Annotated in this window: 12 protein-coding genes; 9 read left to right on the top strand and 3 right to left on the bottom strand. The window is 69.0% G+C overall.

Annotation, left to right across the window (positions count from 1 at the left end; translation table 11 throughout):
- Nucleotide 1 precedes the first annotated feature (1 nt).
- Nucleotides 2-1,057: a glycosyltransferase family protein gene (locus tag ACFSDF_RS06345; RefSeq protein WP_377156704.1), complete on the bottom strand. Its 1,056-nt coding sequence runs from the start codon at nt 1,055-1,057 to the stop codon at nt 2-4.
- Between the two features lie 72 nt (nt 1,058-1,129).
- On the opposite strand from ACFSDF_RS06345, the gene ACFSDF_RS06340 reads away from it, so the two are divergent.
- Nucleotides 1,130-2,395 (top strand): oligosaccharide flippase family protein, encoded by a 1,266-nt coding sequence (locus tag ACFSDF_RS06340; RefSeq protein WP_377156702.1) that lies wholly within the window; start codon nt 1,130-1,132, stop codon nt 2,393-2,395.
- Here the strand turns inward: ACFSDF_RS06340 and ACFSDF_RS06335 are convergent.
- Entirely contained in the window at nt 2,376-2,963 is a 588-nt protein-coding gene (locus tag ACFSDF_RS06335) for a class I SAM-dependent methyltransferase (protein ID WP_167001420.1), read from the bottom strand. The genes ACFSDF_RS06340 and ACFSDF_RS06335 overlap by 20 nt on opposite strands.
- Before the next feature lie 121 nt (nt 2,964-3,084).
- Here ACFSDF_RS06335 and ACFSDF_RS06330 point away from each other — a divergent pair, with 121 nt between their 5' ends.
- From ACFSDF_RS06330 to ACFSDF_RS06310, 5 genes are all read left to right on the top strand, one after another.
- On the top strand, nt 3,085-4,416 hold the full coding sequence (locus tag ACFSDF_RS06330; protein WP_377156700.1) for a hypothetical protein: 1,332 nt from the start codon (nt 3,085-3,087) through the stop codon (nt 4,414-4,416).
- Nucleotides 4,417-4,487: 71 nt separating this feature from the next.
- On the top strand, nt 4,488-6,314 hold the full coding sequence (locus ACFSDF_RS06325; protein ID WP_167249112.1) for a nucleoside-diphosphate sugar epimerase/dehydratase: 1,827 nt from the start codon (nt 4,488-4,490) through the stop codon (nt 6,312-6,314).
- 11 nt (nt 6,315-6,325) lie between these two features.
- On the top strand, nt 6,326-7,483 hold the full coding sequence (locus ACFSDF_RS06320) for a DegT/DnrJ/EryC1/StrS family aminotransferase (RefSeq protein WP_167002307.1): 1,158 nt from the start codon (nt 6,326-6,328) through the stop codon (nt 7,481-7,483).
- A complete protein-coding gene (locus ACFSDF_RS06315; RefSeq protein WP_167001422.1) occupies nt 7,480-8,082 on the top strand; it encodes a sugar transferase in 603 nt (200 codons plus the stop codon). Before ACFSDF_RS06320 ends, ACFSDF_RS06315 begins: the two co-directional genes overlap by 4 nt.
- 13 nt (nt 8,083-8,095) lie before the next feature.
- Complete coding sequence (locus tag ACFSDF_RS06310; RefSeq protein WP_167001423.1) at nt 8,096-8,743, top strand: GNAT family N-acetyltransferase; 648 nt, start codon at nt 8,096-8,098, stop codon at nt 8,741-8,743.
- 2 nt (nt 8,744-8,745) lie between these two features.
- On the opposite strand, the gene ACFSDF_RS06305 is transcribed toward ACFSDF_RS06310, so the two are convergent.
- Complete coding sequence (locus ACFSDF_RS06305; RefSeq protein ID WP_167001424.1) at nt 8,746-10,029, bottom strand: nucleotide sugar dehydrogenase; 1,284 nt, start codon at nt 10,027-10,029, stop codon at nt 8,746-8,748.
- 133 nt (nt 10,030-10,162) lie between these two features.
- Between ACFSDF_RS06305 and ACFSDF_RS06300 the strand changes: the two genes are divergently transcribed.
- From ACFSDF_RS06300 to manA, 3 genes are read left to right on the top strand one after another with little or no spacing between them, the layout of a single operon-like run.
- On the top strand, nt 10,163-11,140 hold the full coding sequence (locus ACFSDF_RS06300) for an NAD-dependent epimerase/dehydratase family protein (RefSeq protein WP_167001425.1): 978 nt from the start codon (nt 10,163-10,165) through the stop codon (nt 11,138-11,140).
- Nucleotides 11,141-11,152: 12 nt separating this feature from the next.
- Nucleotides 11,153-12,928, top strand: coding sequence for a DEAD/DEAH box helicase (locus tag ACFSDF_RS06295; RefSeq protein ID WP_167001426.1), 1,776 nt, complete (start codon nt 11,153-11,155; stop codon nt 12,926-12,928).
- A gap of 3 nt (nt 12,929-12,931) precedes the next feature.
- A complete protein-coding gene (gene manA, locus ACFSDF_RS06290; protein WP_167001427.1) occupies nt 12,932-14,083 on the top strand; it encodes a mannose-6-phosphate isomerase, class I in 1,152 nt (383 codons plus the stop codon).
- Nucleotides 14,084-14,469: the final 386 nt, after the last annotated feature.

The following is a 14,469-nucleotide window of genomic DNA, read 5'->3' as shown; positions in this document are numbered from 1 at the left end:
GTCATCCGAGCACGAGCTTGCGCCAGGTCGGCTCCCAGCTGGCGAAGCTGTAGTTCTCCTGGACGTGTGCGAGTGCGGCACGTCCCGCAGAAGCGCGGAGGTACTCCGGCGCCGTGAGGACCTCGGTGAGCGCGTCGTCCCACTCCGTGTCGGTTGCTGGAGCCCAGCCTCCGCAGCCTGTGACGACGTCCCGGTTGACACCCACCGGGCTCGCGACGACCGGGAGCGCGGTCGCGCCGTACTGCAACAGCTTGTAGGCGCACTTTCCGCGGGTGAAAGGGGTGTCGGGCAGCGGCATGATGCCGACGTCCGCGTCGGCGAGCAGCGAGAGCGCATCAGCGCTCCACGTGACCCTGTCGGCGACGGGAGCGAGGGCACCGAGCGGGCCCTCTCCCGCACTGATCACGGTGATTCTTCCGCCGACACGGTCGAGACACGCGCGGAGGGAGCGGGCGACTGCGACGAGGAAGGCTTCTGTCGCAGGAGAGCCGAGCCACACCACACGAGGCGTCTCGCGTCCCTCGTACGAGGACTTCGGCCGGTAGGAGCTCGGCTCGATACAGCTCGGGACGACCGTCACCGGCGTGCCAGCCGGGGCGGCGGCTCGCGCCTCTTCCGCGAGCGTCGCGTTCCCCGCGATGACCTGGTCGGCGCTCGCGAGACTGCGCTGCCAGACGCGACGGCGCGACCATGCCCTCCTGAGGGCAGAGTCGGGATAGTGGGCGAGCGAGTCGTCGAAGTCGTACACGCCCCGGCGTGCCGTGCTCAGCAGCCGCGACTCCAGCCCTCCGTTGCTGAACGGGGAGGCCGCCCTGCTCAGGAGGACGGTGGAGTCGTCGACCCGGCAGGCGTCGCGCCGCAAGCGGACCTCCGCGCGCACCGCTGCGGGGAGCCGGCGACCCAGCGTGCGCGGTGCCGCGTCCCTGGTGCCGGCGTACTCCCACGAGACCGCCGGGATCTGCAGGTGATCGACCCAGTCGTGGAGTCGGACTCGGGCGCTCGCGGCGCCCCGGCCGTACGCTGCCACGGTGATCAACCCTGGCGACTCGATGCTCACGGGAACCATGGTGGGGGAGTTCAGCGCATCTGCCACCCGGAGGCGAGACCGGCGACGAGCAGGCAATGATCGATGAGCCGTCCCGGCAGCGAGCTCCTGAGGGCGTCTGCCCGACTGACCCTTCCCACCGTGCTTGCGGTGGGCCTGGGGGCGGTGACGGCGATCGTCACAGCACGGTCACTCGGCCCGACCGGGCGCGGGCAGCTCGTCCTCGCGCTGACCGTCGTGACGATCAGCTCGGTCGTCCTGACCCTCGGGCTGGACACGGCGGCACGATTCGCGCTGGTACGTGCTGAGACCGGCGTGACCGCAGGGGCGTACCTGGGTGCCTCGCTCATCCTCGTGGTGGTCGAGACCGTCGTGGTGGCCGCCGTCCTGGTCGCCACAGGGAAGTGGGGTGACGTCCAGTTCTCGCGCGACCTCGTCTTGCTCTCCTCGGCGTTCGCCGCGGTGTTCCACAGCGCGGCGATGCTCCGAGGACTTCTGAGTGCGTACGGTCACCTTCTCGTGACAGCGTGCGCATCTGCCGGCGGCGTGGTGCTGACGTTTGTGCTCGTGTGCGGTTTCGCCCTCCGTGACAGCGGAGCGGTGGATGTCTATCTGATCGCGTTCGGACTGGGTGCGTTGCTCGAGCTCGTGGTCCTCGGCGCGTACGGTGCGGCGCGCGGGCTCCTGCGGGCACCCGCCTTCGCGCTGTCCTCGTGGCGGACTCTCGTGTGCCTCGGGATTCCTGCCCTCGGCATCGTGGGTGCCCGGACGGTGGTGTTCCGTCTGGACAGGTACGTGGTCGGGGTCGTGATGGGTGCCGGAGCAGCAGGTGTCTACTCCATCGCTTCGACCGTGAGCGAGGCGCTCCGTTTCGCGCCCCGGATCTTGAGCGAGGTCGTCCTGCACCGGGTCGCGACGCGCCGAGGATCGACGGTGGCCGTCGAGCACGCGCGCTTGGTGCTCCTGGTCGTCACCGCCCCCATCCTGATCGTGATCGCCGTGTTCGCGCCGCAGATCATCACGCTCCTGGTCGGGCCGGAGTTCCTCGACGCGGTGCTGCCTTTGCGGATCCTTCTGATCGGGGAGCTGGCGGTCGTCTCCTTCTGGGTCGACCTCAACCACCTGGCAGGGATGGGGCGCTTCGGTCGCGCGAGCGTGATGTGCCTCGCGGTGGCGGCAGCAGTCGTCGCCCTCGACCTCTGGCTCATTCCCACCCTCGGGTTGGCAGGGGCAGCGATCGCGAGCGTGGCTGGCTACCTCGGGTTTGCCGTGGCCGCCCGCGCGGGCAAACGCTCAGCATCTCGCGAGGATGAGCCAGACGATCGGCGCGTCAGCGGGGGACCCGCCTGACCGTGTAGGCGATCTCGTAGCAGGGGAGGATCCAGCAGACGTGCTCCTCGTACAGCTCCTGGGTCCACGTCGACAGGTTGACCCATGCGGAGAGCACCTTCTTCACGGCATGGCGTGCGTAGAACGGCGGCGATGACTTGAAGACGTACCGGGTGGAGGTCAGCACCAGCGGGAGCGGAGCCTCGTAGTGGGGGACCCCGCGGCGCAGCGCGGTGCGCTCGACCCAGTATCCGAACGTGTAGAGGCCGAAGAATTGCCGGTGCGTCGGGTCTGAGTAGAACGCAGGGTTGGAGAAGTGAGGCACTACCGTCACGCACGTGCCGCCGTCGACGAGCACGCGCGAGATCTCGCTGAGGACCTCGCGCGCATCGTCGACATGCTCCAGAAAATGCTCGCTGTAGACCGACTCGACGCTCGCGTCCGGGATCGTGCGGAGCACCTCCAGCGCGTCCCCGACGACATCGACTGCCGGGAGCGGTCGCGTGTCGATCCCCACCGCGCGGGGGTCACGCTTGGCTGCGCCGCAACCGAGCTCGAGACGGAGGGGACGGGTGGCGAGACTCGGCATGCGCAGCACTGTATGAGGGCCCTCGCCCTGCTGCACGGTGACGAACCTGACCGCTGATGCACCTGGGCACTCCGCGAGAAGCGCTCGTGCGGCAGAGGCCACCCGGATTTAGCATGCGACGGTGACCATCGCGGGCAGGGCAGCGGCGGCGGCCCCTGACATGGAGGTGCGCGAGCTCGGGGACGGCGCTTCGCGCCGCCCACTCCGCGCAAACGTGCTGCCGGTGGCAGGCGCCCTCGCTTTCGCCTACGTGCTGGCGCGACCGGTGACGGCGGGCAACGTCCTCTATCCGTTGCTGGCGGTGGGGGCGATCGCTTGTGGTGTGACGATCGTCGCGAAGCGGCGCCCGATGTCGCGTCGCCTGCTCGGCGCTCTCCTCATCGTCCTCGTCCTCGGCGCGATCGGCTCGCTGATAGGGGTCGCGAACCCAGGCTTCATCAGCGGTTTCAGTGTCTGGGTGATCGCCCCCGTGCTCTTCGCCAGCTACACGTTCGTGGTGACCGAGCGAGGACTGAAGATGCTCCTCGTGACAGCCGCCGTTGCCACGTCCGTCACGTCTGCCCTGCTCATCCTGTACGTGCAGGGTGAGCGGGGCACGCTTCCGGACCTCATCCCCGATGCCCTCGTGACCGAGGGCGGGCTGATCTACGATCCGTACGCCAACGCACTCCGCTATCACGGTCTCTCGACCCTCGTGGGCGCGCTGCCGATGTGGATGGCGAGCCTCCTCGTCCCTCGACACGCGCTCCTGCCGCCTGTGTGGCTTCGTCTCGTCGCGACGCTCTTGTGCACGCTCGCCGCACTGCACAGTGGGCGGCGTGGCATCGTCGTGGCAGCCGCAGCTGCGGTCGTCATGGCCGGCGCAGCGGTGATGGTGTGGCGGCGACGTGAGGGGCGTGAGACGACCGGTGGGCGCGGCTCGTCAGTGCTGATCGCCGGCTCGGCGGTCCTCGCGGTGGTGGCTGTGGTGGGCAGTCGGTCGGCGCTCACGCAGAGCTCTTGGGATGCCGTCGTCGACTTTCTGTTTGGGGACGGCGCGGTCAGCGGCAACGGCGTGCGACGCGAGCAGGCCGCTCGGCTCCTGCAAGCCTGGGGGGAGAGCCCGTGGTGGGGCCAGGGCTTCGGAGCCCGGCTTCCGGACTACCTGCGTAGCGTGGAGAGGCCCTGGAACTTCGAGCTCCAGTACCACATGCTCATCTTCCAGGTGGGCCTGCTCGGTCTCGTGCTGCTGTTGGCGGCGGCCGGCCTCGTGGTCGGGGCGGTCGTCCAAGGCCTGCGGCGGCGCCCCGATCTCTTCCCGGTCGTCGTCGTGACGGGGAGTGCGATGGTGGGATTCCTGGTCGCCAATGCCACGAACCCCTACCTCCAGGCTCCAGGGCATTTGTGGGCGATTGCGCTCTTCCTTGCGTGTGTCAACGTCGCGTCAACGGCGCCCACGCGCCACGAACCGTGAGCCGACGAGGTGCCGGAGGGCGATTTGCCCGTTATCGTCCCTGGTGCAAGCCCTCGGGGGGAAGGATTTCGGTGGGTGCCACACGCCAGTGGCTGCGCCAGCACCGTTCGTCAGTGCTCGTCGGCTACGACAGTCTCGCCTGGTTCGCCGCAACCTTGGGTGCGGCTGTTGCCAGGTTCGACGGTGACCTCTCGAAGGTGAACCTGCCGGGCGTCATCGGCCTTTCTGCTCTGCTCTGCGCCGCCTATCTTGCTTTCGGGAGCGTGTTCCGTCTCCACAGCGGCCGTGCGGTGACCGGCAGTCTTGAGGAGGTCGTCCTCGTCACAGGAGTGGGTGTGAGCGCCGGTCTCGTCGGCTTCTCGCTCAACGTCGTCATCGACCCGCAGTGGGTGCCCCGCGCAGTGCCGATCGGGGCAACCGTCCTTGCCGTCGCTCTTATCGCCTGGGGCCGGGTCGTATGGCGGCGCTGGAAGGAAAGGGATCTGCGGTTCGTGGGTCCGGAAGCGACGCACGTCCTCGTCGTGGGCGCGGGGGAGGGTGCCCGTCAGCTCGTCCGCGCGATCCACCGCGATCCCCATGCGCGATGGCGCCCTGTGGGACTCATCGATGACGACCCGCTCAATCGACACCTGAGAATCGAAGGCGTGCCCGTCGTCGGCGGGAGGAGCATGATCGCCGAGGCGGTTCAGGAACACGGGGTCGAGACGATCATCGTCGCCATCCCCTCGGCGAGGCGAGAGCTGGTCCGTGCGGTCGCCGACACGGCAGAGTCCCTCAATGTCGACGTCAAGGTGCTGCCGCAGGTGTCGGAGATCCTGGAGGCCAATGTCGGGATCGAGGACGTGCGCGACCTCGACATCTCAGATCTGCTCGGCAGAGCGCAGGTGCAGACGGACCTGAAGAGCATCTCCGACTGCCTGACGGGCCGCCGAGTCCTCGTTACCGGGGCGGGCGGATCGATCGGGAGCGAGCTTTGTCGCCAGCTCCGTCGGCTTGGGCCTCAGACCCTGGTGATGCTCGACCATGACGAGTCCGCACTCCATACGACGCAGATGGATGTCTACGGCCGCGCCACCATGGCGACCGACGACGTGGTGCTGGCCGACATCCGCGACGCTGAAGCGCTCCGCTCGGTCTTCGAGACGCACCGACCGGAGGTGGTCTTCCATGCTGCGGCGCTCAAACACCTCCCTGTCCTCGAGCGGTTCCCTGGCGAGGCGGTGAAGACCAATGTTTGGGGGACGCAGAATGTGCTGGAGGCGGCGCGGGCGGCGCACGTCGACCGGTTCATCAACATCTCGACGGACAAGGCGGCCAACCCGATCAGCGTCCTGGGCTACTCCAAACGGGTCGCCGAGGGACTCACAGCCGCGTGCGACCACAACTCCGCGGGCACCTACGTCAGCGTGCGTTTCGGCAACGTGCTCGGTAGCCGCGGATCAGTCGCCACGGCCTTCATGCGCCAAATCGCCGAAGGCCGGCCGTTGACGGTCACCCACCCGGATGCGACGCGCTACTTCATGACGATCGCGGAGGCGGTCGGCCTCGTGATCCAGGCGGCGGCGATCGGACGCGGAGCTGAGGTTCTCGTTCTCGATATGGGGGAGCCGGTGAACATCCACTCGTTTGCGCGCAGGCTCATCGCGCTGTCGCACGCGACGGTCGGTGTCGAGTTCATCGGCCTGAGACCTGGCGAGAAGGTGCACGAGGAGCTGCTCGGCGACGGAGAGGTCGATGTGCGGCCGGAGCACCCAGCCGTTTCGCACGTTCCCGTCCCGCCGTTGCCCTTCACGGCCGTGGCCGGACTCGATCCCGGTGCATCGCCGCCGGCGGTGATCCGCGGCATGCAGCGCCTCACGCAGCGTCTCCCGGTCGAGCTCGCCGAGGAGGCGGGGTGACACGCCGTGCCATGACGACACCAGCCGTCGTCCCCTTCACACGTCCCGACATCACCGACGCGGAGATCGACGCCGTGGTCCGTGCGCTGCGCGGAGGGTGGGTGACGACCGGGCCTGCCGCCGCCGAGCTCGAGGACACCTTCGCGGGCTTCGTCGGCGGCGGGGTCGAAGCCGTGGCCGTGAGCTCAGCGACGGCGGGGCTGCACCTGGCGTTGGAGGCGTGTGGCATCGGTGTCGGCGACGAGGTTCTCGTGCCGACCTGGACGTTCACGGCGACTGCGGAGGTGGTGCGTTATCTCGGGGCGACTCCCGTCCTCGTCGATGTCGACCCCGTGACTCTCAACATCGCGCCGTCTGCCGTCGCCGCTGCGCTGGGTCCGAGGACACGCGCTGTCATTGTCGTCCACTTCGGGGGCCTTGCGGCTGACACCGCGGGTATCGCAGCCGTCACGCGGCCACGGGGAGTTCGCATCGTCGAGGACGCCGCTCACGCGCTGCCGAGCACTCGTGCCGGCGAGATCGTCGGCGCGGCGGCGCACTCCGACGCAGCGATCTTCAGCTTCTATGCCACGAAGACCGTGACGACGGGCGAGGGCGGAATGCTCACCACACGCGATCCCACCATCGCTGCACGCGCTCGGGTGATGCGCCTCCACGGGATCGACCGGGACGCGTTCGACCGCTATCGCCGGGCGTCCGCCTGGGAGTACGACGTCGTCGCGCCGGGCTTCAAGAACAACCTCCCGGACCCTGCGGCGGCGATGGGATGCGTCCAGCTCGCCCGTGCGCACGCGATGAGGGATCGCCGGGAGGAGATCGCAGCGACGTACCTCGAGGCATGGCGCGACCTGCCGATCGAGCTGCCGGCTCGACCAGCGGGGGCCGACCTCCATGCCTGGCACCTCTTCACTCTTCGGCTGCGCCCCGATTCGGAGACTGACCGTGACGCTCTCATCCAAGCCCTCGCGCAACGCGGGATCGGGTCCAGCGTCCATTTCATCCCCCTGCACCAGCTCACGTACTGGCGCACCTCGCTGAGGCCTGAGCCGGATGCCTTTCCCGTCGCCGACACGGTCTTCCCGCGGATCGTCAGCGTCCCGATCTTCAGCGCCATGACGTACGACGAGGTCGACCGAGTCGCGGACGCCGTACGCGAGGTCGTCAGGTGAGGCGCCTCGCTGAAGCCTTCGTGGCTTTGATCGCGCTGGTTCTCCTGGCGCCGGTGCTCGTCGCGATAGGGATCGTGGTCCGGCTCGACACGCCCGGCCCGGCCCTCTTCCGCCAGCTGAGGGTCGGTCACGGGGGACGCGAGTTCGAGATCTGGAAGTTCCGCACGATGACGCAGCCTGAGTCTTCCGACGAAGACCACGGGCAAGAGGTCACCGTTGCCGGAGACGTCAGGGTCACACGCGTGGGGCGCTTGCTGCGAAGAAGGAAGCTCGACGAACTTCCTCAGCTGGTGAACGTGGTCCGGGGTGAGATGGCGCTCGTGGGGCCTCGGCCCGAAGTCCCGCGATATGTCGCGCTGTGGCCGGCCCGCTTGCGCGAGGTGATCTTGTCGATCCCGCCCGGCCTCACCGACCCCACGTCGATCGCGCTTCGGGACGAGGAGGGGCTGCTCGGACGCCAGCCCGAGCCGGAGCGGTACTACCGCGAGGTGCTCCTGCCGAGGAAGGCCGCGATGTACGCCGCGTACGTGAGGACGCGATGCCTGCGAGGTGACGCCAAGATCCTCGCCCGTACCGTCAAGGCGGCGCTGTGGGTTTGAGGGTGGCCGCGCGATGAGTGTGCCGTGTGCCGTGCGCCACGCCCGATCCTCCGACATCGAACGGGTGGTCGCCCTCCACGAAGCGTCCTTCCCTGGGTTCTTCCTCAGCCTGCTCGGGCCGACGTTCCTGCGCGAGCTCTATCGCGGGCTGTTGGCGCTCGACGAGGGAATCCTCCTGGTCGCCGAGATGCCGGATGGCCGGGTCATCGGATTCTTGGGCGGCACCGACGACCGGCCGGCCTTCTACCGCCGCCTGCTCCGCCGGCGCGGGTGGCGCTTCGCGCTCGCCGCGGTCCCCGCGGTGGTCCGGCACCCGTCGATGGCGAGGCGGGTCGTGCGTGGCCGCGAACGCGCCGAGCGCGGCAACGACCCCGGCGACGCGGGCGTGAACCAGGCTCCCGGATCCCTCATGTCCCTGGGCGTCGCGCCACAGGCGCAGGGAACAGGAGCGGGGCGTGAGCTGGTGCGGGCGTTCGACCGGGTGGTGCAGAGTCGAGGGTCCGCGGGATACACCCTGACGACCGACGCCGAGGACAACGATCGCGTGAACGCGTTCTATGTCGGGCTGGGTCTCGTCCCCGCCTCGGAGCACGTCACTCCCGAAGGTCGCAGACTCATCGAGTACGTCAGGGTCTGGGCAAGCGCAGATCCGCGAGCGTGAGGTCAGAGCGCCGTTCCCGGGTGGTTCAGCCGGTTACGGGTGTCGAGCACGTACGCATCTGCGCGGGCGATCGCGTCGTAGTCGACACCGTCGTGGTCCGTCAGGATGACGATCGCGTGTGCCGCCTCGACCTCCGCCAGGGATGCGGTGACCACTGAGACTCCAGCCGGCGCCTTCGACTCGTCGACGTAAGGGTCGACGACGCGGACGTCGGCGCCCGACGCGACGAGCAGCTCGCAGACTCGCACGGCCGGTGATCCCCGCGTGTCGCTCGAGCGGGGCTTGTAGGCGAGTCCGACGGCGAGGACCCGACTCCCTCGCAACGACCGGCTGCGCTCGTTGAGCCCCGCCGAGAGCCTTCGTACGACGTACTCCGGCATGTGGTCGTTGACGTCGTTCGCCAGCTCGACGAAGCGGAAGCTCTGTCCGAGCGTGCGGCGGACCTGCCAGGAGAGGTAGGACGGGTCGACCGGCAGGCAGTGCCCACCGACCCCCGGTCCAGGGGTGAACGGCATGAAGCCGAAGGGCTTGGTCGATGCTGCCGAGATCGCCTCCCAGACGTCGATGTCCAGATCGTGAGCGAACATCGCGAGCTCGTTCACCAAGGCGACGTTGACGTGGCGGAACGTGTTCTCCAGCAGCTTGGTGAGCTCGGCGACCGCAGTGGAGCTCACAGGGACGGTCCGGTCGACCAGCCGTGCATAGATCCCCTCGACTGCAGCGGCGGACTTCGCCGTGACCCCTGAGACCACCTTCGGGGTCGTGGTGAAGGCGAAGCGGGTGTTGCCCGGATCGATCCGCTCGGGCGAGTAGCCGAGATTGAAGTCGACCCCGGGTTCCATGCCGCTGAGGTCACCGAGGAGCGGGGCCAAGAGCTGCTCGGTCGTGCCGGGGTAGGTCGTCGACTCGAGCACCACGGTGTTGCCGGGCCGGAGCCGCGGGCCGAGCAGGCGTGCGGCGTCCTCCACGAACGTGAGATCGGGGACGGCCTCGCGCAAGGGGGTCGGCACCGTGACCAGCGCACAGTCGAAGCCATCGACATGAGCGACGTCGGTGGTCGGGAGATATCGGCCGGTCGCCAGCGTCGTGCGCAGGACCGAGTCCGTGACGTCCTCCACGAACGAGATGCCCGACCTCAGTGAGGCGACGCGGGCTTCATCGGTGTCGAATCCGACCACGTCGAATTCTGCCTCGACGGCTCGCACGGCGACCGGAAGGCCGACGTAGCCTTGTCCGACAACGACCATGCGCTCACCCTTGCGGTGCTCGACCCCCGAGGTCGGCATGACGGGCCCCCCACCTTGTCGTCCTGCAGTCGCGACCACGCTAACTGCCAGCGGACGTGCCCGCACGAGTCGCGGTTCGGACATTTGGTGCATAGGCTCGACCGGCCAACGACGTGAGTGTCATAGGGGGAACATGCGGCTTCTGGTGACTGGTGGCGGAGGATTTATCGGCTCCAACCTGGTGCGCACAGCGCTGCGTCACCCCGGTTTGACACAGGTCCGTGTCCTCGACGACTTCTCGACCGGCTACGAGGAGAACCTCCACGGCGTGCCGGTCGAACTCCACCGCGGGTCTGTGTGCGACCCCGATGCGCTGGCGAGGTCGCTGAAGGGCATCGACGGTGTCGTCCACCTTGCCGCCATCCCGAGCGTGCCGCGGTCGCTGGTCGACCCCCGCCGGTCGTACGAGGTGAACGTGTCTGGGACGGTCGAGGTGCTGGAGGCGTGCCGCACAGCCGACGTGGGCCATGTGGTCGTGGCGTCATCGAGCTCGGTGTACGGCGCGAACCCTGCGGAGTACAAGAACGAACGTGGATGGGTCCGGCCGCTCAGCCCGTACGCTGCCGGCAAGCTGGCCGCCGAGCAGATGGCGCTCGCCTATCAGGAGTCGTTCGGGCTGGGGGTGTCGGCGTTCCGCTTCTTCAACGTGTACGGGCCGCGGCAACCTGCGGGGCACACGTACTCCGCAGTCGTCCCCGTGTTCGTGGACGCGCTTCTGCGGGGGACTCCGGTGCCCGTGCACGGCGACGGTGCGCAGACGCGCGACTTCACCTTCGTGGACTCGGTGTGTCGAGTCCTGGTGGAGTCGGCGGTGACTGCGAAGGCGTGCGCGGAGCCGGTCAACCTGGCCTTCGGGACGCGGACCAGCATCGCGGAGCTCGTGAGCCTTCTCGAGGAGGTCACAGGCCGCTCGGCACGAATCGACTGGCAGCCACCGCGGTCTGCCGATGTGCGCGCCTCGCGTGCCGACAGCGGCCTGCTGCATGAGCTGTACCCCGCTGCGGAGCCCGTCGCGCTGCGTGACGGACTCCGGAGCACGGCCGAATGGTTCGCCACGCGCCCGTCAACATCACACTCGCTCGATTCGTGGTCCGGCGTGTCCGGCCCCTAGACTTGACCGGTTATGACTGATTCCGCGCCGACTGAAGCGCACCCTTCTTTTGCTGATCTTCTCGCCGACGAGCGACTGGTCCGCGCCCTTGCCGACGTCGGCTACGAGTCGCCGTCCCCCATCCAGGCCGAGGCGATCCCGCCACTGCTCGCAGGCCACGACATCATCGGAATGGCACAGACGGGCACGGGCAAGACCGCTGCGTTCGCGCTGCCGATCCTCTCGGGCATCGACGTGACGAACCCCACGACCCAGGCGCTCGTGCTGGCACCGACCCGTGAGCTCGCGCTCCAGGTCGCCGAGGCCTTCGCCTCGTACGCCAAGCACCTCCCCGGGCTCAATGTGGTCCCCGTCTACGGCGGTGCGGGCTACTCCGAGCAGCTCGCCGCGCTCCGCAAGGGCGCCCACGTCGTCGTGGGCACGCCGGGTCGCGTGATCGACCACCTCGAGCGCGGACGGCTCGACCTGACGACGATCTCGAACCTCGTCCTCGACGAGGCCGACGAGATGCTCAAGATGGGCTTCGCCGACGACGTCGAGCGGATCCTCCGCGACACGCCGACCACCAAGCAGGTGGCGCTGTTCTCGGCCACCATGCCGTCGACGATCCGCCGTCTCGCCAACCAGTACCTCACCGATCCGGTCGAGGTGAAGGTCCAGGCCAAGACGGTCACGGCCAAGAACGTGCGTCAGCGCTGGCTGCTGGTCCCGCACTTCCGCAAGCTCGACGCGCTCGCCCGCTTCCTCGAGGTCGAGCCGCACGAGGGCGTCATCGTCTTCGTCCGGACCAAGCAGGTCACCGAGGAGCTCGCCGAGCAGCTGCGAGCGTACGGTCACAGCGCGCAGGCGATCAACGGCGACCTGGTCCAGGCGCAGCGCGAGCGGGCCGTCAACGCCCTCAAGAGCGGCTCTCTCGACATCCTCGTGGCCACCGACGTCGCCGCGCGCGGCCTCGATGTGGACCGCGTGAGCCACGTCGTCAACTACGACATCCCGCACGACCCGGAGGCGTACGTCCACCGGATCGGCCGTACGGGACGCGCCGGGCGCAGCGGCGACGCCATCCTCTTCGTCACGCCCCGTGAGCGCCGTCTCCTCGGCGTCATCGAGCGCACCACCGGCCAGCCGGTGACCCCGATGGACATCCCGACCGCCGAGCAGGTCAACGCCCGCCGGGTCGAGCAGTTCGAGGAGGCGATCACCGACGCGCTCGCGACCAAGGACGTGCACATGTTCCGCGGGCTCGTGAGCAAGTACGCCGAGGCCACGGGGGTCGATCCGATCGACGTCGCCGCAGCGCTCGCCGTCCGCGCTCACGAGGGCCGGTCCTTCCTCCTCGACGCCAAGGACGACATCGTCCTCAGCGAGCGTGACCGAGCTCGCGACCACGGTGATCGTGGAGACCGTCCCGAGCGCCCGCAGCGGCCGACGCCGGACGGCATGGCCGTCTACAGGCTCGCGGTCGGCAAGCGCCAGCGCGTCACCCCGAAGTCGATCATGGGTGCGCTCGCGAACGAGGGCGGCCTCGGCCGGTCCGACTTCGGCAACATCTCGATCCGCTTCGACCACTCGCTCGTCGAACTCCCCGACCCGCTGCCCAGCGGTACGGAGAGCGCGCTGAGCCGCACCCGCATCGGGGGCGACCTCATCAACCTCGAGCGCGACCGCGGCGCGCGCCGCAGCGGCAGCTCCTCCGCGCCTCGCCGTTCGGGTGGCGGCCGTAGCTGGGACAATGCGGGCAAGGGCCCCGTACGCTCTGCGAGGACGCCGCGTCGACGAAAGGGATAGTGCGTGCACGAGCTTCGTTCGGTCGTCAAGCACTACGACTGGGGTTCTGTCGACGTCCTCCCCGACATGCTGGGGGTCGAGCGCGACGGGACCCCGTGGGCGGAGCTGTGGATGGGCACGCACCCTCTTGGCGGCTCGGCCGTCGCGATGCAGGACGGCACGACCGTGCCGTTGAGCGAGATCGCGGGTGAGCTCCTCCCGTATCTGCTCAAGATCCTCGCTATCGCCAAGCCGTTGTCGCTCCAGGTGCATCCCGACGCCACGATGGCGGCGCGCGGGTTCCTCCGCGAGACCGAGCGCGAGGTTCCGCTCGGCTCCCCGGTGCGGGTCTTCAAGGACCCGCACCACAAACCTGAGATGGTCTACGCGCTCACGCCGTTCGAAGGCCTCATCGCTTTCCGGCCGACCGCGGAGGTCTGGCACGTCCTCGACGGCCTCGACTCGCCGCTCGCTCTCAGGCTGAACGACGAGCTGCGCGCCGACCCCGGCTTCCCGGGTCTGGTCCGGATGGTTGGCCGGCTGCTGTCACCGTGGATGGGGCCGACCCGCGAGGAGGTGGGCGCGTTCGTCGTCGACTGCCAGACGAAGCACGCCGCGGGTCTCGACCGGCGGCGCGCGTACGAGACGGTCGCCGAGCTGGCCGAGCACCACCGTGACGATCCCGGCCTGGTCGTCGCCGCACTCCTCAACCGGATCCGGCTCGAGCCCGGCCAGGCGGCGTTCGTCGAGGTCGGCGTGATCCACGCCTACCTGAGCGGGTGCTGCGTCGAGGTCATGGCCGGGTCGGACAACGTCCTGCGTGCCGGGCTGACCGGCAAGCACGTCGAGCCCCAGGCGCTGGTCGACTGCGTCCATCTCGGGATGGCCGAGGCGCACGTCGTGACCCCCAAGGAGGAGGCGGGGGTGCGCATCTTCGCCCCGGAGGTCGACGAGTTCGCCCTCGCTGTGGCGACGGTCGACGGGGTCGACGGAACGCAGCTGCCGGGCACCGGGCCGCGGATCGTGCTCTGCGTCGACGGTGAGGTCTCGGTCCAGGCCGATGCCGGTCCCGTGGCCCTCACCGCGGGGCGCTCGGCGTTCACCGGCCGCGGGACCGGACCGGTCTGCGTCCGCGGGGCAGGCACTGTCGTGCAGGCCTTCACGCCCAGCAGCTGAGCCGGCAGTGACCGGATGCGGTCATCTGCGTTGACAGCGATGGGCGTCACTCCTAGCGTCGGCTCGGACTCTGACTCGTTTCAATAGGCAAGTCACCCCGATCACCGACTACGAGCGCCACAACGGGACCGTCACGGTCGACGTCGACCTCGCCGCCCACGACGCGAGCGCGATCGTGCTCAGGACGGACCACGTGGCGTACGGTCGCCACCGTCGTCGACGCGGACAAGGAAGGCGCGAGGACCTCCGTCGGCACGGTGGAGGCGCGCTATGTCCGGACCCGCATCGCGAAGGCGTGGGACAACGGGACGCCGTCGCACGTGCAGATGAGCGAGCTGGAGGTGCACGCGCCCTGACCGGCAGACACGACGATGCCCGGCCAGGAG

This window comes from Mumia zhuanghuii (assembly GCF_042681565.1).
Classification (GTDB): domain Bacteria; phylum Actinomycetota; class Actinomycetes; order Propionibacteriales; family Nocardioidaceae; genus Mumia.
Note: the sequence above shows the minus strand (reverse complement) of the source record. Positions and strands in the feature narration are given on the sequence as shown.

Coding starts and splice junctions, on each gene's coding strand:
- ACFSDF_RS06295 (WP_167001426.1), top strand. CDS start 11,153: ATGACTGATTCCGCGCCGACTGAAGCGCACCCTTCTTTTGCTGATCTT.
- ACFSDF_RS06320 (WP_167002307.1), top strand. CDS start 6,326: ATGACGACACCAGCCGTCGTCCCCTTCACACGTCCCGACATCACCGAC.
- ACFSDF_RS06335 (WP_167001420.1), bottom strand. CDS start 2,963: ATGCCGAGTCTCGCCACCCGTCCCCTCCGTCTCGAGCTCGGTTGCGGC.
- ACFSDF_RS06305 (WP_167001424.1), bottom strand. CDS start 10,029: ATGCCGACCTCGGGGGTCGAGCACCGCAAGGGTGAGCGCATGGTCGTT.
- ACFSDF_RS06300 (WP_167001425.1), top strand. CDS start 10,163: ATGCGGCTTCTGGTGACTGGTGGCGGAGGATTTATCGGCTCCAACCTG.
- ACFSDF_RS06340 (WP_377156702.1), top strand. CDS start 1,130: ATGAGCCGTCCCGGCAGCGAGCTCCTGAGGGCGTCTGCCCGACTGACC.
- ACFSDF_RS06310 (WP_167001423.1), top strand. CDS start 8,096: ATGAGTGTGCCGTGTGCCGTGCGCCACGCCCGATCCTCCGACATCGAA.